Below are 19,824 nucleotides of genomic sequence, written 5' to 3'. Positions count from 1 at the left end.
TCCACCAGGGCGGCGGCAAGGGAGCGGCTCCGCGCGAAGCGGGTGAACCAGAGCCACTTGTCGAGACGCTGCCGCCCCGGCTTCATCCGCCCTCTTCAGATCCCCGGTTCAGCGCTTGCCGCCGTCGCTGGCTTCGAGCTGTGCCTTGAGCGCCGCCAGCTTGGCGAAGGGCGAATCCGGGTCCGGAGCCCGCTCGCGGCGCTGCGGACGCTGCTCCTGCTGCGCGGCGGGACGGCCTTCGTCGCGGCGCTCGGGACGGACCCGGCCGGGCTCGAACCGCTCGCGGCGGGGAGGACGTCCACCCTCGGGCCGGCCGCCATCCCGGCGGCCTCCCTCGGGCCTGTCGCCCTGGCCGCCGCGGTTGCGCTCGGCCCCCTCGGGACCGCCCGCGCGGGGAGCGCCGGCATGAGCGGGGCGCCGGTCCTGACGGCCTTCGCCCGGAGCGCGGTTGCCCGCCGGCGCGCCGTCACGGCCGCCGCGTGGGCGGTTCTGCCGCGGGGCGGAACTGCGCTGATGCCGCTGGAGACGCCAGATTTCCACCAGCACCGGCTCGGCCGGGACGGAATCCGTGGCCGCTTCGGCCTCGGCCGCGTCGCCGGAGGCCGTCTCGGCGGTTTCCGCCTCGATATCCGCGAGGGTCGCGGATTCCGCCTCGATATCCGCGAGGGTCGCGGATTCCGCCACGGGGACGGCGGCCGCCTCGGGCTCTTCAGTGGCCTCCACCGATGTCTCGGCGGCGGCCGGTGACGGCTCGTCCTCGGCAGGGACGGCCTCGACGGTGCCGGTCTCGGCAAGGTCTGCCTCGGAAGACGCGGCCTCCTCGGATACCGCCTCGGGATCGGGCACGCCTTCCGCCACGGGCTCGGCCGTGTCGGTCGAGGCCTCGCTTTGGGAAGTGGTCTCGTTTTCGGAAGCGGTGTCGCCTTCCGGCTTGGCCTCCTCGTCGGTCGCGGGGGCGGCCTCCTCGGACACCGTCGCCGACCCGTCGGTCGATGCGGTCGCCGGGGCGATGGGCTGGGTCGCTGCGGCGGGGCGCAGCGGCACGGTGATGGCCGGGCCGGGGCGGCTCTCGGCGACGTAGCCGAGGGATTTAAGGATCGATCCGAAATCCTCGCCCGAACAGCCGACCAGGGAGGTCATGCCCACGGTGGCGACGAAGGCGTCGCCGTCGGCGGTGCCGGCCGGGGCCTCGCCGGGGGTGGTGCCGGGCACATAGGTCACCGCCGGGCGGATCAGGTCGGCGAGACGCTCCAGGATGTCGACGCGCACGGCGCGCTCGCCGCAGACGCGGAAGCCGGCGGCGCGGTAGAGGCCCTTGGCGATTTCGGGATCGACCTTGATCGAGGTGCGGCCCGAACCGGCCAGATGCGCGATCTCGTCGAGGCCGCGCTGGTCGAGGCCGCCGTTCTTCAGCGCCCAGAGCTGGGCGGCCAGGGTGCGCGGCGCCGGCTTGAGCAGGGCCGGCAGGAAGATGTGATAGGCGCCGAAGCGGACACCGTGGCGGCGCAGCGCCCCGCGCCCTTCCTGATCGAGGGTGCGCATCTCGTGCATCACCTTCGAGCGCTCCAGGACGCCGAGCGATTCGACCACCTGGTAGCCGATGCCCTTCGAGAGGCCGACGAGGTCGGCCGCTGTCTCGATCTCGATCAGCGGGCCGAGGAGGCGGACCACATAGGCCTTGAGCCAGGCCACCAGCCGGGTCTCGACCTTGTCGCGGGCCGGGCCCGTGAGCTGCTCGTCGGCGAGCAGCCGCACATGCGGCTCGAACAGCTTGTCGCCCGGCATCAGCTTGGCGACCGGGTCTCCGGTCCAGCGGATGATGCCGTCATGGGACAGGACCAGGGACGAATCCGCCGCGGCCGAGAAGCGCTCGGCGCGCGCCTCGATCTCGCCGCCCAGCGCCTTTTCGGCGGCGCTGCGCAGGGTCTTGGCCTCGTGGCCTTCCGCGCCCGGGTCGGCGACGAACTGAAACCCGTGCAGATGGCCGACATGCTGGCCCTCGACGGTAACGTCCCCGCCGGCGGTGATCTCAGCTTCCAACATCGTATTCTCTCTCAGGCGCCGCATCAGGACGCTAGTGCGCCGATCGACGAAACGGCTCGCAAGGCGCTCGTGCAGGGCGTCGGACAGCCTGTCCTCTACCCGACGCGTCTCGCCCTGCCAATGCACCGGATCAATCAGCCAGTCCGGACGGTTCGCGACGAAGGTCCAGGTTCGCCCCTGGGCGATGCGCTGGGACAGGGCGTCGATGTCGCCGTCGGTGCGGTCGATCATCGCCACGTGCTTGGCGAACCAGTCGTTGGGGATGCGCCCGGCCATGCCCCGCATGAGGAAGCGGAACAGCTGGGCGACGAGATCCGCATGGGTCTGGGGATGGACCTTGCGGTAATCGGGCACGCCGCAGGTGTCCCACAGGCGTCGCACCACCGTCGGATTGGTGGCGATGTCGCGGATGTCGTCCTCGCGCATCAGGATTTCGAGGGCGGATTGGTCCTCGCCCATGGGCGCGCGGGTGAGCCCCTTCTCGTTGGGATGCGCGTCCAGGCTCTCCTGAAGGGCCTTCAGCGAGGAGAAGTCGAGATCGGGGTTGCGCCATTGCAGCACCCGGAGGGGCTCGAAATCGTGGTTCTCCAGGGCCTCGATCATCTCGGGCTCGAACGGGGCGCAGCGCCCGGTGGAGCCGAAGGTGCCGTCCGAGAGGTGGCGTCCGGCCCGTCCCGCGATCTGCCCCATCTCCGGGGGCGTCAGCCTGCGGAAGCGCGTGCCGTCGTATTTCCAGTTGGCCGCGAAGGCGACGTGATCGACGTCGAGGTTGAGGCCCATCCCCACCGCGTCGGTGGCGATGAGATAATCGACGTCGCCGGACTGGTAGAGCTCCACCTGGGCGTTGCGGGTGCGCGGAGACAGCGCACCGAGCACCACGGCGGCCCCGCCGCGCTGGCGCCGGATCAGCTCGGCGATGGCGTAGACCTCCTCGGCCGAGAAGGCGACGATGGCCGTGCGCCGGGGCAGGCGCCCGAGCTTCTTCTCGCCCGCATACGTCAGTTTCGACAGGCGGGGGCGGGTGGTGGTGTGCACGCCGGGAATCAGCGACTGCACCAGGGGCAGCATGGTGGAGGAGCCGATGAGCAGCGTCTCCTCGCGCCCGCGCTGGTGCAGCAGGCGGTCGGTGAAGACGTAGCCGCGGTCCATGTCGGCGGCGAGCTGGATCTCGTCGATGGCCACATACGCCACGTCGAGGTCGCGCGGCATCGCCTCGATGGTGGAGATCCAGTAGCGCGGCCGGTCCGGCTTGATCTTCTCCTCGCCGGTGACGAGGGCCACGTGCTCCACCCCCACCCGCGCCACCACGCGCAGGTAGACCTCCCGCGCCAGCAGGCGCAGGGGCAGCCCGATCATCCCCGTGGGATGCGCGAGCATCCGCTCGATGGCGAGATGGGTCTTGCCGGTATTGGTCGGCCCGAGCACCGCCGTGACGCCGCGCGAGCGGGCCTGCGGGGGGAGGGAGCGGCGCGTCATGTGCGAGGGGCTGGTCCCTTCGGCCGAGAAGCCGGCGGCAGGTTCTTGCGGCGGCCCGTGGATGAGGCCGCCTAGGTGTCATACCAGACGATGATGAGGAGACCTCATCGTCGTCTGCCCGCGCGGCCGCGCGGCGGCGGGCGTCCGCCGAACGCGCCGATCCCGGCCATCGGTCGGGATCAGTGCCGCTTGGGTCAGTCGTCGCTGCGCAGGGGCCGCCCGGGCGGCCGGACCCCACGCTGCGTCCCACCGCCATATGGGGCGCCACCGCCCCGATAGCCACCGCCCCTCTGCCCATAAGGATCGACGTAGATCTCCACCGGGTCCGCCGGCCGCTGCGGCGCCAGATCGGCGCAGAGCGTGTCGGGCATGGCGACGAGGGGGCCGCGTCGGGAACGCTGTCCCTCGATCACCTCGGCCGAGGAATAGGCGTCGCCCCCGCAGGGCGAGACGTCCGTGCTCAGCCCGCCGGCACGGGCGGGGCCGGACCATGCCGGCACGCCGATCAGGATCGCGGCGAGCGCGACGACGCCACGCAGAGGGAAGGGGCGGCGCGTCATCGGGTGGTTCCGGTTCCGGGAGGGATGCGCCAGGCGGCCGCAGCGGACAGGGCCTCGCCGAGGGCCGCGAACCCGCCCTCCAGGTCGTTGCCGGACAGGGCATAGCCATGCGCCCCGAGGCCGGTGAAGCGCGCGCCCGCCCTGCGCCGGGGGAGGATCGGCAACGCGGCCGATAGCGCCGGATCGACGCGCAGCACGAAGAAGCGCTGGCGGCTGAGCATGACCGGCCGCAGGTCCTCGATCGCGTCCCAGGGGATCCAGTCCGTCGACAGGCGCCGGTCGAAGATGCCCCGGCGCCCGACGGAGACCAGCGTGCCCGAGCGGAACATCCGGGGCGCGCCGACGAGGCTGGCCGCGCCGAAGAAGATCAGCCCGAGCCACAGCATGAATTCGGTGTACCCGCCGGGCGCCATTGCATGCCCTCGCGTCTCGGGACGCACATGGAGCATCCATGCGGCGGTGGCGGTGAGCCCGACGGCGATGAGGAACAGCCCCGCCGAGCGAAGGCGCGAGACCGCGATGTCGACCTGCCCGTCCACGACCTGCCCGTCCACGACCTGCCCGTCCACGATCTGCCCGTCCATGATTCGGACGATTCCCGCCCGCCCGGCCGGAGCCGCGTCTATTGATCGAACAGGGTCGCCTGCGCCACCTGGCCCGACGCCTGCCCTGCGGCTTGGGCGGTCACGGTCTGGGCTCCGCCCCGGTTCCACCGGGTCGCCTCGATGATGTTGGTGCCCAGCGTCGTGCGCACGGCGATGCGCACCGGCAGCAGCACGCGGGTGCCCTCCACGGGGGCGAGCCACACCGACATGTCGCGGTTGTCCTCCATGAACTTCACCCCCGGCCGGTCGGGGCGGTGCCCGGCGATGGCCTGATAGCGGGCGTTGCAGACGAGGACGGGGCCGGAATAGCCGGGCTTCTCGACGGTGCGCGTCTCGCCGTAGCTGAGCACCACGTTGAAGCGCGTCGCGCCGTCGAAGACCGGGATGGTGCGGTTGCAATTGGCCTGGTCGGTGAGCTCGCCGCGGCTCACCGCCGGCATCATCAGGGCGCTGGCCGGATCGACGATGCCGCGCTTGTTGGCCGGGGTCACCGGCACCCGGTCGCCCATGTCGATCAGCGGCGGCGTCACCTCCGATTGGGTGACGTTGCCGCGCGCCAGCGCCATCCGCACGGCGATGCCGGAATTCGAGGTCTTGGTGGAGATGGCAAAGGCGCTCGGCTGCGGCCCCTCCGCGATGAGGCCGCTGGCGCGGGCCGAGCCCATGCCCCCGGTCACGGCGCCCACGAGGCCGGTGAGCCTTGCCGAGACGTCCATGCGGTAGCGCGCGCTCTCGAACTGTCCCGACACCTGGGCGGTGCCGATGGGAATGCCGGCCAGAGCGATGCCGTAATCGACGGTGACCGTCGCCGGGGCGGCGGCGGTGGCTTTGGGCCGCGCGAATCCCTCGGAGGCGGGAATCACCCCGAGGGCGGCGAGGAGGCTGGCGCGAAGGAGGCGCGTGGCACGCATGGCTTGAGGCTCTGAGGTTCCAGGGCGTGGCGCCGTGCGGCGGAATGGACCGGGCGGCATTGTTCCGCCATCGTCTCCGCTCGTGGTTAACACATCGTATGGACAGCGCGGCGCCGGCCTCGTGAATGCCGCCGCGCCGGCCTCGGAGTGCGGCGTTTCCCATGGGCAAAACGCAGCGCCGCCCTTGACGGATACCCTGCCGCTCCCCTATAGGCTCGCGCCTTCAATGAGACGCCGCTCGATCGGTTCTGGCGTGCGTGAGGCCCGTGGCGCATTGCGACCGGCCTTCCGCCATCGCCTGGTCTGACGCGGAACGAGACGGGAATTAGAACAATGTCGCGCCGTTGCGAACTCACGGGCAAAGCCGTGCAGACCGGCCACCTCGTGAGCCACTCGAACCGTAAGACCAAGTGCCGGTTCCTGCCGAACCTGTGCCAGGTCACGCTGCAGTCGGACGCCCTGAAGCGTCGGGTGCGCCTGCGCGTCACGGCCCACGCCCTGCGCTCGGTGGAGCACCGCGGCGGCCTCGATGCCTTCCTCATCAAGGCGCGCGAGATCGAGCTGTCGCAGACGGCCCGTCTGATCAAGCGCGAGCTGCACAAGAAGCTCGCCGAAGTCGAGACCCCGGCCGCCGCCTGAGGCTGCGATATCGAAGCGCCGGCGAGAGCCCGCTTCGATCACGCTCGACGTCTCATTCTGATTTCGAACGGCCGCCGCATGCTTCGTGCATGCGGCGGCCGTTCGCGTTGATTCCACCGTCCCTGCTCTCCGGCTCTCACCGATGACCGTGCTCTCGCTCATCGCCCCGATCTTCGGGCTGATCCTCATCGGCTGGGTCGCGGCGCTCGCCGGGTTCCTGTCGGAGAAGGTCAGCGACGGCCTCTCCGAATACGTCTTCGCCATCGCGGTGCCGGCGCTGATCATCGCGACGCTGACGCGGCCGGGTCTCACCGGCGAGGTCACCTGGTCGTACTGGTTCAGCTATTTCGGCGGTGCCGGCCTGTCCTGGCTCGTCGGCTCGCTGATCGGCCTGCGCCGCGAGGGCGTCGGGCGGACGGGGGCGATCCTACACGGATTCGCGGCGAGCCAGTCGAACACCATCTTCATCGGCGTTCCGATGATCCTGCAGGCCTATGGCGACGCGGGCGCCTTCCCGCTCTTCATGCTGCTCGCCGTCCACCTGCCGCTGATGATGGGCTGCGCCACCTTCCTCATCGAATCGGATGGGCAGCGATCGGTCCTCCAGCGGGTGAAGGGGCTCGGCCTCGTCCTCTTCCGCAACCCGATCTTCCTGTCGCTGATGCTCGGTCTCGTCCTGAGAAGCTTCGGGCTCGCGCCCGGCGGCATGGTCAAGTCGCTGGTGGATGCGCTGGCCGGCACCGCCTCCACCTGCGCGCTGATCGCGCTCGGCGCCGGCCTCGTGCGCTACCGGGTGTTGCACGACCTGCCCGGCGCCATGGTGGTGACGAGCCTGAAACTCGTCCTGCATCCGCTGGCGGTCTGGGTCCTGGCCTTCCACGTCTTCACCATGCCGCCGGCCTATGCCGGGGTCGCCACCCTGTTCGCGGCGATGCCCGTGGGGATCAACTCCTACCTGCTGGCCGTCCGCTACAAGGCCGAGACGGGGTTGATCGCCGCCGCCGTCATGCTCTCGACCCTGCTCGCTGTGGCCACCACCGTGGCGTGGCTGGCGATCCTCGGACACCGCTGAGACATTCGACGCCTTGACCGGCGCGGGCAGTGTTTGTACCGATCGGTACAGACAAGCGCAGGAGCCCGAGCCCATGTCCGAATCCCGCCCGCCACTGCCCCCCTTCACCCGTGACACCGCGATCCAGAAGGTCCGCGCCGCCGAGAACGGCTGGAACGGCTGCAACCCCGAAAAAGTCTCGCTGGCCTACACGGCGGACAGCCGCTGGCGGAACCGGTCGGAATTCTTCTCGGGCCGTCCGGCCATCGTCGCGTTCCTCACCCGCAAATGGGCGAAGGAGTACGAATACCGGCTCATCAAGGAGATCTGGGCCTTCACCGACGACCGCATCGCCGTGCGCTTCGCCTACGAATTCCACGATGCGGCCGGCGACTGGTTCCGGGCCTACGGCAACGAGAACTGGGAGTTCGACGCCCATGGCCTGATGCGGCTGCGGCATGCCAGCATCAACGACCTCGCGATCTCCGAATCGGAGCGCAAGTTCCACTGGGACCGCGCCGCGCCGCGCCCGGAGGATCATCCCGGCCTCACCGATCTCGGGCTCTGACCTAACCATGACGAAGAAGCCGGGGGCGCGGGAGGATGCGCTGCCCGCCATCGCCGAGGTCTTTCGCGAGTACGGCTACGAGGGCGCGAGCCTCGCCCTCATCGGTGCCCGCACCGGCTTGGGCAAGGGCAGCCTCTATCACGCCTTTCCCGGCGGCAAGGCCGAGATGGCCGAGGCCGTCCTCGCCGCCATCGGCGCGTGGTTCGAGGAGACGGTCTACGCGCCGCTGCGCGACGATCCCGATCCACGGGCGGCGATCCGGCTCATGCTGTCGGAGACGGATGCCTATTTCCGCTCGGGCCGGAGGGTCTGCCTTGTCGGCGCCTTCGCCCTCACCGAAGGACGCGACGGATTCGCGGACCGGATCGCCGGCTACTTCCGGGATTGGCGCGAGGCCCTGGCGGAGGCGCTGATCCGCGCCGGGCGCCCGGCCGCCGAGGCGGACTCCCTCGCCGAGGACGCCGTCCTGACGATCCAGGGCGGCCTCGTCCTCGCCCGCGCCCTCGACGATCCGGCCGTGTTCGGCCGGATGCTGGGGCGGTTGGAGGAGCGGTTGGTGTCGGAGTGAGCGATGTCTGGTGGCGTGGGCGTCCCAGTCAGTTCGAAGGCGAAGCGGTCATCTCATCGATGCGAGCCGTTCGATCGCACATCATACGATGGTCAATCGAGGCCGTTCAGCCGGCTCGGCCGCGAGCCGTCGAAAAATCCCGAGCACGTGGTCCGGCGACGCCCGAGTCGCTGCCCCGTTGGCCACGTCTTCCTGGGACCACATCCAAGAGCGTGCGGGATCGCTCCGCATGGCCCAGGTCGGAAAAAGACGTTTGGTGGCGACTTCGTATGACAGGCGATTGATCTCGAGATGTCGATCGTCTCTGAGGATCCGCGCATACGTCGCATCGATGGCGTCCGCCTCGCCTTCGAGAAGCTGAAGGTAGATGTCTCCGCGGCAAATCAGGGCGCCCGTCAGACCGTCCCGCGTATTGCAGCGCCGCGATTGGGCGAGGATGCTATCCAGGGCAGAGTGATCGAACCCGAACGGACGGGACGCATAGATGAGCTGCACGAGGTTCATTGTATCAGCCTCACATCGAGTTAGGTCTGAAACTCTGGGATCACGCTGAAGCCATGGCCCTCGAATCGGGGCGACGCCTGGTTTCGAGACCGATGTCGAGGAGCCTCTGAGCCAGGAGGACAGCCGTCGGTGCGTCGACGGCCGATGCGTCCGCTCCGACACGCTCGACGAGTTCGGGCTTGTCGAGGAAGACGGGGCCGCCCACCATGATGCCCACGTGACGATTGCGTGAGACGTCGCGGATCGACCGGATCGAGGCCGTCAGCCCATCGAGGCGAGTCTCGCAGCTCAACGTCAGCCCCACGACGTCGAACCAGGTGGAACCAACGAGGCTCGAGATCTCATCGGGGCTGGACGCCAGGCCACTCACGACCTGCCATTCGGCGACTTCCAGGAACTGTTCGACGACGGCGACGCCGAACGTATGCAACTCGCCTGGCGCTCCCATCAACAGTGCGGAGCGGGGCTCGTCGCGGGAGGAAGCCTTCGGTTCGGGTCTGTATTGCGAGAGGAGCAACTGGAGGCGAGCGACGCCCACGGTCACCTCGATGAAGTCGCAGAAATCCTCGTCCCATAAGCGTCCAAGCAAGGACGCGGCAGGCGCCAGAAGTTCCAAAAACATGCTCTCGGCGGAGTGGCCCTTGGCCAGATGATCTCTGACGGCGTCCGATGCCGGCGCGAGGTCCGGCCCGAGGAGGAGCTGCGTGAAGGCTTCGATCTCCTGCGCAGTGGGTTTGGCGAGCGCAGCGCTCGCCGCGGGCGCGAGCTGCGGGTGAAGCAGCTTCAACCGAGGGATGATGTCCGTTTCGACGATGCGGCTGAGAGCGAGGGCGCGATGGCGGCTTTCCTCGGCCGTGCGTTTGCGCGCATATGCAAGCCGAGCTTCCGAGACCCAACCGGCTTGACGCGCCGACGGGTCGGTCCACGTAGCGGTGGACGAAGCGAGGTTTGACATGGTCCGCTCCCCTGAACTCTCTTCCTCTGCAGGGGGCGCTTGCCGGTCGATTCCGTGCACCTCTTGGGCACATCAGAACGCCGCTCCGAAAAAATGTAAAGGAGCTTGCAAGAAAATTCCGAATCCGGATGCCATCCGATCCGTCGGGAGAGACGGAAAGGACGTCACTTCCTTTCGCCGGTTTCGCTGCCACGATGACCATGAACACGACGCAGGTGTCGGATCGGCCGAAGGCTGCCGGGCGCTGGTCTACTTAGCTTTGTCCAAGCGAACGGATGGCGCCCGAGTCGAGGTGCTGAATTATTCGCGTCAGTGCCGCGACATTGTCTTTGTCGTCGGTGCTTTCGAGGGCGTCCTGTAGGACGAGGCGGATATCTTCGGCTTCCACCTTTTCCATGTCCCAGTTCGGATAGAGACGCTCCCGCTCTTCCTCGCTCTGGCTCAGCGTAACGATGTCGTGATGGCGTGAATCATGATGCAGGCTCGCGATGAGATTTTGCATCTGCGCGGCCGGTCCCTCGATCCACTGGAAGAAGATGCCGCTGCCGAAAACCAATACGCCGGTGATGCCGCGCGCGAGGTTGTGGCGCTTGGCCGACTCGACGATACGGCCGACCTCCGCGTCATCGACGCCGTCGGCGGCACGGCTGCAATAGACGAAGTGATAAAGCGCGGGCAGTGCGCCCTCGTCCGACTCAGCGCCACGGAGAAAGCCGTATTCGTCCAACATGGGTCGATCAGCTCCATCGATGCAGGACGGGCCGTTCCGCCCCATGCACGGGTGGCACGATAACGCATCCGGCCCGATTTGGAACCGGAACCGGATCGCCCGGGTCGTCGCGCGGAGATGGCAGGTCCGGCACTCCGTCCAGTATCCGGGCAAGAACCGAACGGCGAGCCGATCGTCCCGCTTTCACACGCACGTTTCGACTGCCGGATGATGGAAACCAAGAGTGCTCACAAAACTCCCGATCACGGTCGGCGCTCGCTCGAAGCACGACAGCGCAGCGGGAGTTTCGTGAGAAGCACTAACGCCGGCCGCCCGCAACCTTGCGCCTCGGCACGGCGCCGCCGCCCGCATCCTCCTCGAACAATTCCGCCAGCTTCTCCGTCATCGCCCCGCCGAGCTCCTCGGCGTCGATGATGGTGACGGCGCGGCGGTAATAGCGGGTCACGTCGTGGCCGATGCCGATGGCGAGGAGTTCGACCGGTGAGCGGGTCTCGATATCCTCGATCATCCAGCGCAGGTGGCGTTCGAGATAATTGCCCGGATTGACCGAGAGGGTCGAATCGTCGACCGGCGCGCCGTCCGAGATCACCATCAGGATCTTGCGCTGTTCGGGCCGGGCGAGCAGGCGCTTGTGCGCCCAGTCCAGGGCCTCGCCGTCGATGTTCTCCTTGAGCAGGCCCTCGCGCATCATCAGCCCGAGGTTTTTTCGCGCCCGGCGCCAGGGGGCGTCGGCGCTTTTGTAGACGATGTGGCGCAGGTCGTTGAGGCGGCCCGGCGCGTTCGGCTTGCCCGCCGCCAGCCACGCCTCGCGCGACTGGCCGCCCTTCCAGGCGCGGGTGGTGAAGCCCAGGATCTCCACCTTCACGCCGCAGCGCTCCAGGGTCCGTGCCAGGATGTCGGCGCAGGTGGCCGCCACCGTGATCGGCCGGCCGCGCATGGAGCCGGAATTGTCGAGCAGCAGCGTGACGACGGTGTCGCGAAAATTGGTGTCCTTCTCGCGCTTGAACGAGAGCGGCTGGAACGGGTCGGTCATCACCCGCACGAGGCGGGCGGGATCGAGCTGGCCCTCTTCGAGGTCGAATTCCCAGGCCCGGTTCTGCTGCGCCAGCAACCGGCGCTGCAGCCGGTTGGCGAGGCGCCCGACCACGCCCTGGAGATGGGCCAGCTGCTTGTCGAGATAAGTGCGCAGGCGCGCGAGCTCTTCGGCGTCGCACAGATCCTCGGCGTCGATCATCTCGTCGAAGCGCGGGTTGAACACCTTGTATTCGGGGCCGCGCGGCTCGACCGGCCGGTTGTTGGGCGGACGCTTGGCCTCGGAGGCCTCCTCGGATTCGGCGTTCTCGGACTCGTCCGGCAACTCGCCCGAGGGCGCGTCGGCGGCCTCCGTGGCGCCGTCCTGCAACTCGTCCGAGGCCTCCTCGGAGGTCTCCATCTCGGACTTGTCGCCCTGGGACTGCTCCTCGGCTTCGCCCTCGCTCGGGGTCTGCTCGTCGTCCTGCCCTTCGTTCTCGTCCTCGTTGTCGTCGTCCTCGGGGTCCAGCGGCGTCTCGTCCGCCATGTCGAGGGAGGACAGCAACTCGCGCACGGAGCGGGCGAAGGAGCGCTGGTTCTCGAGATTGCCGATCAGTCCATCGAGGCTGGGACCGGCCTTCTCCTCGATATGGGAGCGCCACAACTCGACGATCTTGCGCGCGGCCTTCGGCGGGGCTTCCCCGGTCAGGCGTTCGCGCACCATCAGGGCGACGGCATCCTCCATCGGGGCGTCGGCCCGGTCGGTGATGTCCTCGTACTTGCCGCCACGATGGTAGCGGTCCTCCAGCATCGCCGTGAGGTTCGAGGCGACGCCGGCCATCCGGCGCGAGCCGATGGCCTCCACGCGGGCCTGCTCCACGGCATCGAACACGGCGCGGGCGCCGGCATTCTCCGGGGCGAGGCGGCGATGGACGGCCACATCGTGGCAGCCGAGGCGCAGCGCCATCGAATCGGCGTTGCCGCGCAGGATCGCCACATCCTCCGGCGTCAGCTTGCGCGGCGGCTCGGGCAGGCGCGCCTTGTCGCCGGTGAGCGCCGGCCGGTCGCTGGCATAGACCACCTCGATCTCGGAGCGCTTGGCGATGGCGCGCAGGCATCCGGCCACCGAGCGCTTCAGCGGTTCGGCGATGGGCTCCCGGCGTTCGCCGGCTTTGCGGTTCGAGATGGCCACGATCGCTACTTCTTTACAGAATCGAAATCGAAGGGACGCTGCAGAATGTCGTCCCACGAATAGGGGCATTCGGAGGGAAACTCATCCGGCGGCAGGTGGGTCTCGTCGGCGGCCCAGTCGCGCGCGTCCGGGTAGGCGTCGCCCAGGGCCTCGTCGATGCGAGGCTTCAGCCCCGGATTGCTCGACAAGATCCGGGCGTAGCGCCGCCGCTGCTCACGGATCGAGAAGATCCAGCTCGGGGTCCGGTGCTCCGGCTGCTGATCCCATTTCAGCATGTGCATGACGAGGACGCGCAGGGCGCTCTGGAGCTTGGCGAACTCGCTCTTCGACAACCCTTCCAGCTCCTCGGCGATGTGTTCGACGTCGAGCGCATCGACCCGTCCGGCCCGGAGCAGGGCGACCTGCTCCTGAACCCAGGTGTAGAGGTCGTCCTCGTAGCGCGTCCGGCCCGAGCGGGAGGTCGCGCCTTCGGTCGGTTCGCCCTTCAAGGCCGGTTCGGCCATCGCGTCCTCCGCGTCGATCCTCAGCTCAGCGCCACGTTCATCGCGCTCTCGGGCAGTTCCTTGCCGAAGGCGCGCTGGTAGAACTCCGCCACCAGGGTGCGCTCCAGCTCATCGCACTTGTTGAGGAAGGTCACCCGGAAGGCGAAGCCGATATCCTGGAAGATGTCGGCGTTCTCGGCCCAGGTGATCACCGTGCGCGGGCTCATGACGGTGGAGAGGTCGCCGTTCATGAAGGCGTTGCGGGTCAGGTCGGCCACGCGGACCATGCGGCTGACGATGTCGCGCCCGCCGTCGCGCTGGTAATGCAGCGCCTTCGACAGGACGATGTCCACCTCGCGGTCATGGGCGAGGTAGTTCAGCGTCGTCACGATGGACCAGCGGTCCATCTGGCCCTGGTTGATCTGCTGGGTGCCGTGATAGAGGCCGGACGTGTCGCCCAGCCCCACCGTGTTGGCGGTGGCGAACAGCCGGAAGGCCGGGTGGGGGCGGATCACCCGCTTCTGGTCGAGGAGCGTCAGGCGGCCGGAGACTTCGAGCACGCGCTGGATCACGAACATCACGTCCGGGCGGCCGGCATCGTATTCGTCGAAGACCAGCGCCACGTTGTTCTGCAGCGCCCAGGGCAGGATGCCGTCCTGGAAGGCGGTGATCTGCTTGCCGTCCTTCAGCACGATCGCGTCCTTGCCGACGAGGTCGATACGGGAGACGTGGCTGTCGAGGTTGATCCGGATGCAGGGCCAGTTCAGGCGGGCGGCGACCTGTTCGATATGGGTCGACTTGCCGGTGCCGTGATAGCCGGTGACCATGACGCGGCGGTTGCGGGCGAAGCCCGCCAGGATCGCCAGGGTGGTCTCCCGGTCGAAGATGTAATCCGGGTCGAGATCGGGAACGTGCTCCTCGCTCTGCGAGAAGGCCGGCACCTGGAGGTCGAGATCGATGCCGAAGGCCTCGCGGACGGAGACGGTCCGGTCGGGCAGCGAGGCGGGGGTGTCGTCAGAGAGCATACGGGACCTCGTCGGGGCGGGCTCCGGCATGGACCGGGCTCGCGGGATCTATCACGGTGGGCATTGCCGGTTCCCGCGCGGGGCAGGACGTGGAATGCCACCTTGTAAGGGGCTGCGTCGGCGGACGCCAAGGGGTGCGAGGACTCGATATAGGGCCTCCCGCGCGGATTGCCGCCTCACGCCGCACGAGATTTCGAAAAACGCTGCATCGTTCGTGCCGCGTTCCGGGATCCGGCTCAGCACAGGCCGGCGGCGCGCAGGGTGTCGTGGGCGCGGATGATGTCGCGCAGGCGCTCCTCGAACGAGCGGTCGCCGCCATTGGCGTCGGGGTGGAAGCGCTTCACCAGCACCTTGTACTGCGCCTTGATGGCGGCGGTGTCCGCGTTCTCGTCGAGACCCAGCACGTCGAGGGCCTTCAGGGCGGCCACCGTGAGGCGCGGCCGGCTCGGCTCGGGCTTGGCCCGGCGCGAGGTCTCGCCGACGCCTTCGCTGCGCAGGATGTCGAGCGGGTCGACATAGGCCCAGTCGCGCTTCGGCTCGCCCGTTTTCGCCCCGGCCGCCCGCGTCGCCGGGTTCACGCCCATGGCCCAGGTCGGGCGGTGCCCGATCACGGCGTCCTTCTGGTAGGCCTGGACGGCGGCGTCGTTCATGCCGTCGAAGTAGTTGTAGGTGGCGTTGTAGGCGCGCACGTGGTCGATGCAGAAGCGCCAGTACTGGCCTTCCGCCTTGCGGCCCTTGGGAGCGCGGTAGAGCCCGGCATTGGTGCAGCCGGGGGTCTCGCAGCCCGTCTGGGACGCGGCCTTGGCCTCGTCGCAGGTGGGCTTTCGCTTGATGCGGATGCTGTCGAACAGGCGCGAGTTGAGATCCATGGTGGGGCGATTATGAGAGGGCGTGTCCGAGACACAAGGGCGGCGGGCCTGATGACGCATGCGGAGATCGGGGGTTGACGACCCCGAAGCCTCCAGGCGCCTACGGGACGGGAACGAAGCGACGGAAAGACGAGGACACGATGGCCGGCACGCTCAAGGATTGGATCACCGGAGCGCTCGACGCGCAACTGGAGCCGCAGGCCCTGGCGGTGGTGGACGAATCCCACCTCCATGCGGGCCATTCGGGCGCGCGGCCCGAGGGGGAGACGCATTTCCGGGTGGAGATCGTCTCGGCCGCCTTCGAGGGGAAGAGCCGGGTCGATCGCCACCGCATCGTGAACGGCGTCCTCGACGAGGCGTTCAAGCGCGGGCTGCACGCCCTCGCGGTCAAGGCGAAGGCGCCGTCCGAAGCCGCCTGAACGGCTCCGGCATACGAGGAAGATGGTGGCGATGGCCCTGCAATGCACCCCGCATCTCGCCATCGACGAGGCGGAACTCGAAGAGACCTTCGTGCGCTCCTCGGGGCCGGGGGGGCAGAACGTCAACAAGCTCTCCACGGCGGTGCAGCTCCGCTTCGATGCGCGGCGCTCGCAATCCCTGCCCGACGCCGTGGCGGTGCGCCTGATGCGCCTCGCCGGGCGGCGGCTGACGCTGGACGGCGTCATCGTCATCATGGCCCAGCAGTTCCGGACGCAGGACCGCAACCGGGCCGATGCGCGCGAGCGCCTCGCCGCCCTCGTCGCCGAGGCGGCGGTGCCGCCGACGCCGCGCCGGGCCACGCGCCCGACCCTGGCCTCGAAGAAGCGCCGCCTCGACGAGAAGTCCCGCCGCGGCGCCACCAAGCGCCTGCGCAGCGACGGCGGGGGCGATTGAGTTACTTCACCGGTCCCCTCGCGTCCGGCGGATGGTATTCCTCGGCGCCGGTGACGTAGGCGCTGCCGGGCTTCAGGACCGTGAGGGCGATGGCGATCAGTGCGAGGAGCGCCGCGAGGGCCGCCGGGAACAGGAAGGCATCCTCGCCGTAATGGGTCTGGAGGAAGCCGCCGGTCACCGCGCCGGTGCTCAGGGCGCCCCAGAGGGGGGCCTGGATCCAGAACGAGGGCGCGACCTTGCCCATCAGGAGGTTGGCGAGCCCGGTCCCGAACCGCACCACCGCCCCCGTGACATAGGTAAGGGCGAGGCTGCGCCCGGCCTCGTCCTGCAGCGTGGCGTTCTGGAGGCCGAGCGCGATGACGATGGGATAGACGTGCAGCGGCCAGGAGAAGGTGCCGTAGGGCATGACGAGGCCGATGGCGAGGAGCACCGCCTGGAGCAGCAGCATCACCGAGAGCCGCCAGCGCCCGACCCAGGCCGCGATCAGCGTGCCCGCGAAGGCGCCGAAGCAGAACATGACGATGACCGAGCTGACCCGCGCCGTGCTCTCCCAATCGAACTTGCTCACCGAGACGCCGAAGCGGGTGGTGTTGCCGCTCATGAACGACATGAAGAGCTGTGAGAATTCGAGGAAGCCGATGGAATCGGCGCAGCCGGCCAGCGCCGACAGGGCGAGGGCGAAGGGGATGCGCGTCGTCGGGCTGGCGGGAAACGACTTGTCGGTCTTGTCGGCCATGCGTCTGCACAGGCTCCTTGGGAAGAACGGATCGGACTGAGTGAGGCCCGACCTTACCGATCGGGCGCCGCGGAGGAACCGCTGGCGTCCGCCCGATGGGCAGGGCTCGGGGAGTGCCGTGCCGTGCAACACATGACGAGAGGGTTCGGTTCAACCCAATCGTGCACAATCGGGATTACGGCGCGCCAGCCTCGGAACGGCTCGCATTGGCATGCCAGCGCGAGCTTCGCTCAGGCCTTCGGGGTGCCTCAGGGTCTGGGACGCAGCACCGCCACCCGTCCCTCGACGTCGATCCCGCGTTCGCGCCGGATCGCCGCCGGTTCGAGGCGCGCGAGGTCGAAACCGGCCTCGTCCGCCACCTGCCGGAGATAGCGCTCGCCATGGGCGTAGCGGGCATCGGCGCCGAGGACGAGGCCGCCCTCGGAATGCCACTGCACCGTGAAGGCGACGAGGCCCGAGGGCCGCAGGATGCGCGCGATCTCCGCCATCACCCGCGTGAGGCCGCCCACATAGATGAAGACGTCCGCCGCCACGACGAGGTCGGCACTGTCCGGGGGCTCCTCCGCGAGAAGGCGGGTGAGATCCCCCTCCACCAGGCGGTCGTAGCGCTTGCGCCGGGCGGCCTGCGCCAGCATGCCGGGGGAGACGTCGATCCCCGTGAGGGTCCGGGTCCGGCCGGCCAGCGCCTCGCCCATCAGGCCGGTGCCGCAGCCGAGGTCGAGCACGTCGCCGAAGCTCTCCGGCGCCGCGTCCAGGGCGTCGAGGGCCTCCACCAGCAGGTCCGGCCCGCGATACTGCAGGTCGTTCACGAGGTGGCGCTCGAAACGCGGGGCGTAGCCGTCGAACAGGGCGCGGATATAGGCCGGCGAGATCGAGCCGAGGGCGTCGCCCTGGCCGATCTGGACGAGGCGCAGCCGGGCACCGAGTTCGTCGTGCGGATCGAGATCGAGGGCGTTGCCATAGGCCCTGAGGGCGGCGTGGTGGTCGCCGGGATCCGCCGTGGCGAGGTGGCGGGCCTCCCGCGCCCTCCCGAGGAGGAACCACGCGGCGGCGTAACGCGGCGCGATCTCCAGGGCCTGCTCGGCCATCTCGGCCGCCCCCTGCGCGTCGCCCTCCACGAGGCAGGCCTCCGCATAGGCGTAGCGCCGGTCGGCGAGGAGATCGCCCGAACTGTTCTGAAGTGACGTCTGCGCTCGCGGGTTCATGCGAGCGCCCTATATCACGTCGCATGATCCGCCATCCCCATGTTCGGCCCCTCTCAGTTCGGCCCCCCGCATGAGTCTGAGTGCGAGCGACCTCCTGACCCTGACCCGCGAGGGCCTGTATTGTCCGCTGGGCGGATTCCACGTGGACCCGACCTGGCCGGTGCCGCGTGCGCTCATCACCCACGGCCATGCCGACCATGCCCGGTCCGGCCACGGCAAGGTGCTGGCCACGGGCCAGACCCTGCGGATCATGGCCGTGCGCTACGGCGAGGATTTTTGCGAGACGCGCCAGGAGGCGGTGCTCGGCGAGGAGATCCGCATCGGCGACGTCACCGTGCGCTTCGCGCCCGCCGGCCACGTCCTCGGCTCGGCCCAGATCGCGATTCAAGCGCAGGGCGTCCGGGTGGTGGTGTCGGGCGATTACAAGCGCGCCTACGACCCGACCTGCCTGCCCTTCGAGGTCTTGCCCTGCGACGTCTTCATCACCGAGGCGACCTTCGGCCTGCCGGTGTTCCGGATGCCCGACACGAAGGACGAGGTGAGGAAGCTTCTCGACTCGGTCGCCCTGTTCCCCGAGCGCGCCCACATCGTCGGCGCCTATGCGCTCGGCAAGGCGCAGCGGGTCATGGCCCTGCTGCGGGAGGCCGGCTACGACGAACCGATCTATCTCCACGGCGCCATGGAGAAGTTGACGGAGCTCTACAAGCGCGAGGGCATTCCCCTGGGCGAGACGCCGAAGGTCGTCGCTGCGGAGCGCGGAAAACTCCACGGGGCCATCGTGCTCTGCCCGCCCTCGGCGATCCAGGACGTGTGGTCGCGCAAATTCCCCGATCCCGTCACCTCCTTTGCTTCCGGCTGGATGCGGGTGCGGGCGCGTGCCCGGCAGAAGGGCGCCGAACTCCCCCTCGTCATCTCCGACCATTCCGACTGGCCCGACCTCTGCCGCACCATCCGGGAGACCGGGGCGGGGGAGGTCTGGGTCACCCACGGGCAGGAGGACGCCCTGGTGCATTGGTGCGGGACGCAAGGGATCAAGGCGAAACCGCTGCACATGCTGGGCTATGGCGACGACGGCGAGGGCGAAACCGCCGCGCCGGCCGAGGAGGCCGCCGCGTGAACGACTTCGCCCATCTCCTTGACCGCCTCGCCTACGAGCCGCGCCGCAACGCCAAGCTGCGCCTGCTGCAGGATTACTTTGCCCATGCGCCGGACCCGGAACGGGGCTGGGCGCTGGCCGCCATGACCGGCAACCTCAGCTTCCGCGAAGCCAAGCCGGCGATGATCCGCGGGTTGGTGGAGGCGCGGGTCGATCCGGTGCTGTTCGCGCTCTCGCATAACTATGTGGGCGATCTCGCCGAGACCACCGCGCTGATCTGGCCGGTCTCCGCCGCTTCCCCTCTCCCCGCCGGGCGGGGAGAGGGCCGCGACGACCTCGGCGTCGGCGCGGCAAGCCCGGAGGGCGAGGGTGAGGGGGTGTCTCCGGACGAGGCTCCTCCGGCTTCGCCCCCTCACCCTCGGCTGCCGCCTCGCTCTGCCGACGACGAGGTCGGCAGAGCCCTCTCCCCGCGTGCGGGGAGAGGGGTTGGTCCAGGCCACAACAACCCGCCCCCGCACATTCCCACCCTCGCCGAGGTGGTGGACACGCTGCGCATCACGAAGAAATCCGACCTGCCGGCCCATATCGCCGGCTGGCTCGATGCGCTGGACGAGACCGGGCGCTGGGCACTTCTCAAGCTCATCACCGGGGCTCTGCGCGTCGGCGTCTCGGCGCGCCTCGCCAAGACGGCGGTGGGGGCGCTCGGTGGCCACGAGGCCGATGCG

20 protein-coding genes and 2 pseudogenes are annotated in these 19,824 nt (G+C 69.1%); 8 read left to right on the top strand and 14 right to left on the bottom strand.

From position 1 onward, the window contains the following. The 5 genes and pseudogenes from MBTS_RS23835 to MBTS_RS17020 all read right to left on the bottom strand — a co-directional run. A pseudogene (locus tag MBTS_RS23835) lies at nucleotides 1-86 on the bottom strand (RNA-binding S4 domain-containing protein); the annotation flags it as partial. Nucleotides 87-108: 22 nt separating this feature from the next. Continuing rightward, nucleotides 109-3,519, bottom strand: a complete 3,411-nt coding sequence (locus MBTS_RS17035) for a helicase-related protein (RefSeq protein ID WP_192216091.1) — start codon at nucleotides 3,517-3,519, stop codon at nucleotides 109-111. A 194-nt stretch (nucleotides 3,520-3,713) separates the two neighbouring features. Continuing rightward, on the bottom strand, nucleotides 3,714-4,079 hold the full coding sequence (locus MBTS_RS17030; protein ID WP_147832989.1) for a hypothetical protein: 366 nt from the start codon (nucleotides 4,077-4,079) through the stop codon (nucleotides 3,714-3,716). After that, nucleotides 4,076-4,663 carry a hypothetical protein gene (locus tag MBTS_RS17025; protein ID WP_192216090.1) on the bottom strand — a complete coding sequence of 196 codons (588 nt, stop codon included), beginning with the start codon at nucleotides 4,661-4,663 and terminating at the stop codon, nucleotides 4,076-4,078. The genes MBTS_RS17030 and MBTS_RS17025 overlap by 4 nt, the downstream gene beginning before the upstream one ends. A 38-nt stretch (nucleotides 4,664-4,701) precedes the next feature. After that, on the bottom strand, nucleotides 4,702-5,595 hold the full coding sequence (locus MBTS_RS17020) for a DUF3108 domain-containing protein (RefSeq protein WP_192216089.1): 894 nt from the start codon (nucleotides 5,593-5,595) through the stop codon (nucleotides 4,702-4,704). Between the two features lie 333 nt (nucleotides 5,596-5,928). Between MBTS_RS17020 and rpmB the strand changes: the two genes are divergently transcribed. From rpmB to MBTS_RS17000, 4 genes are all read left to right on the top strand, one after another. Next, nucleotides 5,929-6,234 (top strand): 50S ribosomal protein L28, encoded by a 306-nt coding sequence (gene rpmB, locus MBTS_RS17015; protein WP_018046086.1) that lies wholly within the window; start codon nucleotides 5,929-5,931, stop codon nucleotides 6,232-6,234. 142 nt (nucleotides 6,235-6,376) lie between these two features. Then, entirely contained in the window at nucleotides 6,377-7,306 is a 930-nt protein-coding gene (locus MBTS_RS17010; RefSeq protein ID WP_018046087.1) for an AEC family transporter, read from the top strand. Between the two features lie 73 nt (nucleotides 7,307-7,379). Next, complete coding sequence (locus MBTS_RS17005) at nucleotides 7,380-7,853, top strand: nuclear transport factor 2 family protein (protein ID WP_056147043.1); 474 nt, start codon at nucleotides 7,380-7,382, stop codon at nucleotides 7,851-7,853. Between the two features lie 7 nt (nucleotides 7,854-7,860). After that, entirely contained in the window at nucleotides 7,861-8,421 is a 561-nt protein-coding gene (locus MBTS_RS17000) for a TetR/AcrR family transcriptional regulator (RefSeq protein ID WP_192216088.1), read from the top strand. An 81-nt stretch (nucleotides 8,422-8,502) separates the two neighbouring features. On the opposite strand, the gene MBTS_RS16995 is transcribed toward MBTS_RS17000, so the two are convergent. The 7 genes from MBTS_RS16995 to MBTS_RS16965 all read right to left on the bottom strand — a co-directional run bounded on the left by MBTS_RS16995 (nucleotide 8,503) and on the right by MBTS_RS16965 (nucleotide 15,189). Then, on the bottom strand, nucleotides 8,503-8,925 hold the full coding sequence (locus MBTS_RS16995) for a BLUF domain-containing protein (protein WP_056147037.1): 423 nt from the start codon (nucleotides 8,923-8,925) through the stop codon (nucleotides 8,503-8,505). 40 nt (nucleotides 8,926-8,965) lie between these two features. Continuing rightward, complete coding sequence (locus MBTS_RS16990; protein WP_192216087.1) at nucleotides 8,966-9,880, bottom strand: cobalamin B12-binding domain-containing protein; 915 nt, start codon at nucleotides 9,878-9,880, stop codon at nucleotides 8,966-8,968. A gap of 253 nt (nucleotides 9,881-10,133) precedes the next feature. Beyond that, entirely contained in the window at nucleotides 10,134-10,610 is a 477-nt protein-coding gene (locus MBTS_RS16985) for a BLUF domain-containing protein (RefSeq protein ID WP_192216086.1), read from the bottom strand. 298 nt (nucleotides 10,611-10,908) lie between these two features. Continuing rightward, the gene (cobT, locus tag MBTS_RS16980) at nucleotides 10,909-12,813 is read right to left on the bottom strand and encodes a cobaltochelatase subunit CobT (RefSeq protein ID WP_192216085.1); all 1,905 of its coding nucleotides are present in this window, start codon (nucleotides 12,811-12,813) and stop codon (nucleotides 10,909-10,911) included. A gap of 5 nt (nucleotides 12,814-12,818) precedes the next feature. After that, a complete protein-coding gene (locus tag MBTS_RS16975; protein ID WP_192216084.1) occupies nucleotides 12,819-13,316 on the bottom strand; it encodes a DUF29 domain-containing protein in 498 nt (165 codons plus the stop codon). Between the two features lie 20 nt (nucleotides 13,317-13,336). After that, on the bottom strand, nucleotides 13,337-14,320 hold the full coding sequence (cobS, locus tag MBTS_RS16970; protein ID WP_018046099.1) for a cobaltochelatase subunit CobS: 984 nt from the start codon (nucleotides 14,318-14,320) through the stop codon (nucleotides 13,337-13,339). A 236-nt stretch (nucleotides 14,321-14,556) separates the two neighbouring features. Further along, a complete protein-coding gene (locus MBTS_RS16965; RefSeq protein ID WP_018046100.1) occupies nucleotides 14,557-15,189 on the bottom strand; it encodes a J domain-containing protein in 633 nt (210 codons plus the stop codon). A gap of 140 nt (nucleotides 15,190-15,329) precedes the next feature. On the opposite strand from MBTS_RS16965, the gene MBTS_RS16960 reads away from it, so the two are divergent. Both MBTS_RS16960 and arfB read left to right on the top strand, forming a co-directional pair. Then, entirely contained in the window at nucleotides 15,330-15,608 is a 279-nt protein-coding gene (locus MBTS_RS16960) for a BolA family protein (RefSeq protein ID WP_147832997.1), read from the top strand. Nucleotides 15,609-15,639: 31 nt separating this feature from the next. Beyond that, on the top strand, nucleotides 15,640-16,062 hold the full coding sequence (gene arfB, locus MBTS_RS16955) for an alternative ribosome rescue aminoacyl-tRNA hydrolase ArfB (protein ID WP_027171187.1): 423 nt from the start codon (nucleotides 15,640-15,642) through the stop codon (nucleotides 16,060-16,062). A 1-nt stretch (nucleotide 16,063) separates the two neighbouring features. Here arfB and MBTS_RS16950 read toward each other — a convergent pair whose 3' ends face one another. After that, on the bottom strand, nucleotides 16,064-16,798 hold the full coding sequence (locus MBTS_RS16950; RefSeq protein ID WP_056147025.1) for a YoaK family protein: 735 nt from the start codon (nucleotides 16,796-16,798) through the stop codon (nucleotides 16,064-16,066). Nucleotides 16,799-17,046: 248 nt separating this feature from the next. Further along, entirely contained in the window at nucleotides 17,047-18,003 is a 957-nt protein-coding gene (locus MBTS_RS16945) for a class I SAM-dependent methyltransferase (protein ID WP_192216083.1), read from the bottom strand. 70 nt (nucleotides 18,004-18,073) lie between these two features. Here MBTS_RS16945 and MBTS_RS16940 point away from each other — a divergent pair, with 70 nt between their 5' ends. After that, complete coding sequence (locus MBTS_RS16940) at nucleotides 18,074-19,120, top strand: ligase-associated DNA damage response exonuclease (RefSeq protein WP_192216082.1); 1,047 nt, start codon at nucleotides 18,074-18,076, stop codon at nucleotides 19,118-19,120. Continuing rightward, nucleotides 19,117-19,824: pseudogene (locus MBTS_RS16935) on the top strand (ATP-dependent DNA ligase); the annotation flags it as partial. The gene MBTS_RS16940 and the pseudogene MBTS_RS16935, both read left to right, overlap by 4 nt.

Source organism: Methylobacterium bullatum, from assembly GCF_014845095.1.
GTDB lineage: Bacteria > Pseudomonadota > Alphaproteobacteria > Rhizobiales > Beijerinckiaceae > Methylobacterium > Methylobacterium bullatum.
The sequence above is the reverse complement of the archived record's forward strand: the minus strand, read 5'-3'. Positions and strand labels throughout refer to the sequence as shown.

Coding starts and splice junctions, on each gene's coding strand:
- MBTS_RS16950 (WP_056147025.1), bottom strand. CDS start 16,798: ATGGCCGACAAGACCGACAAGTCGTTTCCCGCCAGCCCGACGACGCGC.
- MBTS_RS16985 (WP_192216086.1), bottom strand. CDS start 10,610: ATGTTGGACGAATACGGCTTTCTCCGTGGCGCTGAGTCGGACGAGGGC.
- rpmB (WP_018046086.1), top strand. CDS start 5,929: ATGTCGCGCCGTTGCGAACTCACGGGCAAAGCCGTGCAGACCGGCCAC.
- MBTS_RS17020 (WP_192216089.1), bottom strand. CDS start 5,595: ATGCGTGCCACGCGCCTCCTTCGCGCCAGCCTCCTCGCCGCCCTCGGG.
- MBTS_RS16990 (WP_192216087.1), bottom strand. CDS start 9,880: ATGTCAAACCTCGCTTCGTCCACCGCTACGTGGACCGACCCGTCGGCG.
- arfB (WP_027171187.1), top strand. CDS start 15,640: ATGGCCCTGCAATGCACCCCGCATCTCGCCATCGACGAGGCGGAACTC.
- MBTS_RS16975 (WP_192216084.1), bottom strand. CDS start 13,316: ATGGCCGAACCGGCCTTGAAGGGCGAACCGACCGAAGGCGCGACCTCC.
- MBTS_RS17035 (WP_192216091.1), bottom strand. CDS start 3,519: ATGACGCGCCGCTCCCTCCCCCCGCAGGCCCGCTCGCGCGGCGTCACG.
- MBTS_RS16960 (WP_147832997.1), top strand. CDS start 15,330: ATGGCCGGCACGCTCAAGGATTGGATCACCGGAGCGCTCGACGCGCAA.
- MBTS_RS17030 (WP_147832989.1), bottom strand. CDS start 4,079: ATGACGCGCCGCCCCTTCCCTCTGCGTGGCGTCGTCGCGCTCGCCGCG.
- MBTS_RS17025 (WP_192216090.1), bottom strand. CDS start 4,663: ATGGACGGGCAGATCGTGGACGGGCAGGTCGTGGACGGGCAGGTCGTG.
- MBTS_RS17005 (WP_056147043.1), top strand. CDS start 7,380: ATGTCCGAATCCCGCCCGCCACTGCCCCCCTTCACCCGTGACACCGCG.
- MBTS_RS17010 (WP_018046087.1), top strand. CDS start 6,377: ATGACCGTGCTCTCGCTCATCGCCCCGATCTTCGGGCTGATCCTCATC.
- cobS (WP_018046099.1), bottom strand. CDS start 14,320: ATGCTCTCTGACGACACCCCCGCCTCGCTGCCCGACCGGACCGTCTCC.
- MBTS_RS16965 (WP_018046100.1), bottom strand. CDS start 15,189: ATGGATCTCAACTCGCGCCTGTTCGACAGCATCCGCATCAAGCGAAAG.
- MBTS_RS17000 (WP_192216088.1), top strand. CDS start 7,861: ATGACGAAGAAGCCGGGGGCGCGGGAGGATGCGCTGCCCGCCATCGCC.
- MBTS_RS16945 (WP_192216083.1), bottom strand. CDS start 18,003: ATGAACCCGCGAGCGCAGACGTCACTTCAGAACAGTTCGGGCGATCTC.
- MBTS_RS16940 (WP_192216082.1), top strand. CDS start 18,074: ATGAGTCTGAGTGCGAGCGACCTCCTGACCCTGACCCGCGAGGGCCTG.
- MBTS_RS16995 (WP_056147037.1), bottom strand. CDS start 8,925: ATGAACCTCGTGCAGCTCATCTATGCGTCCCGTCCGTTCGGGTTCGAT.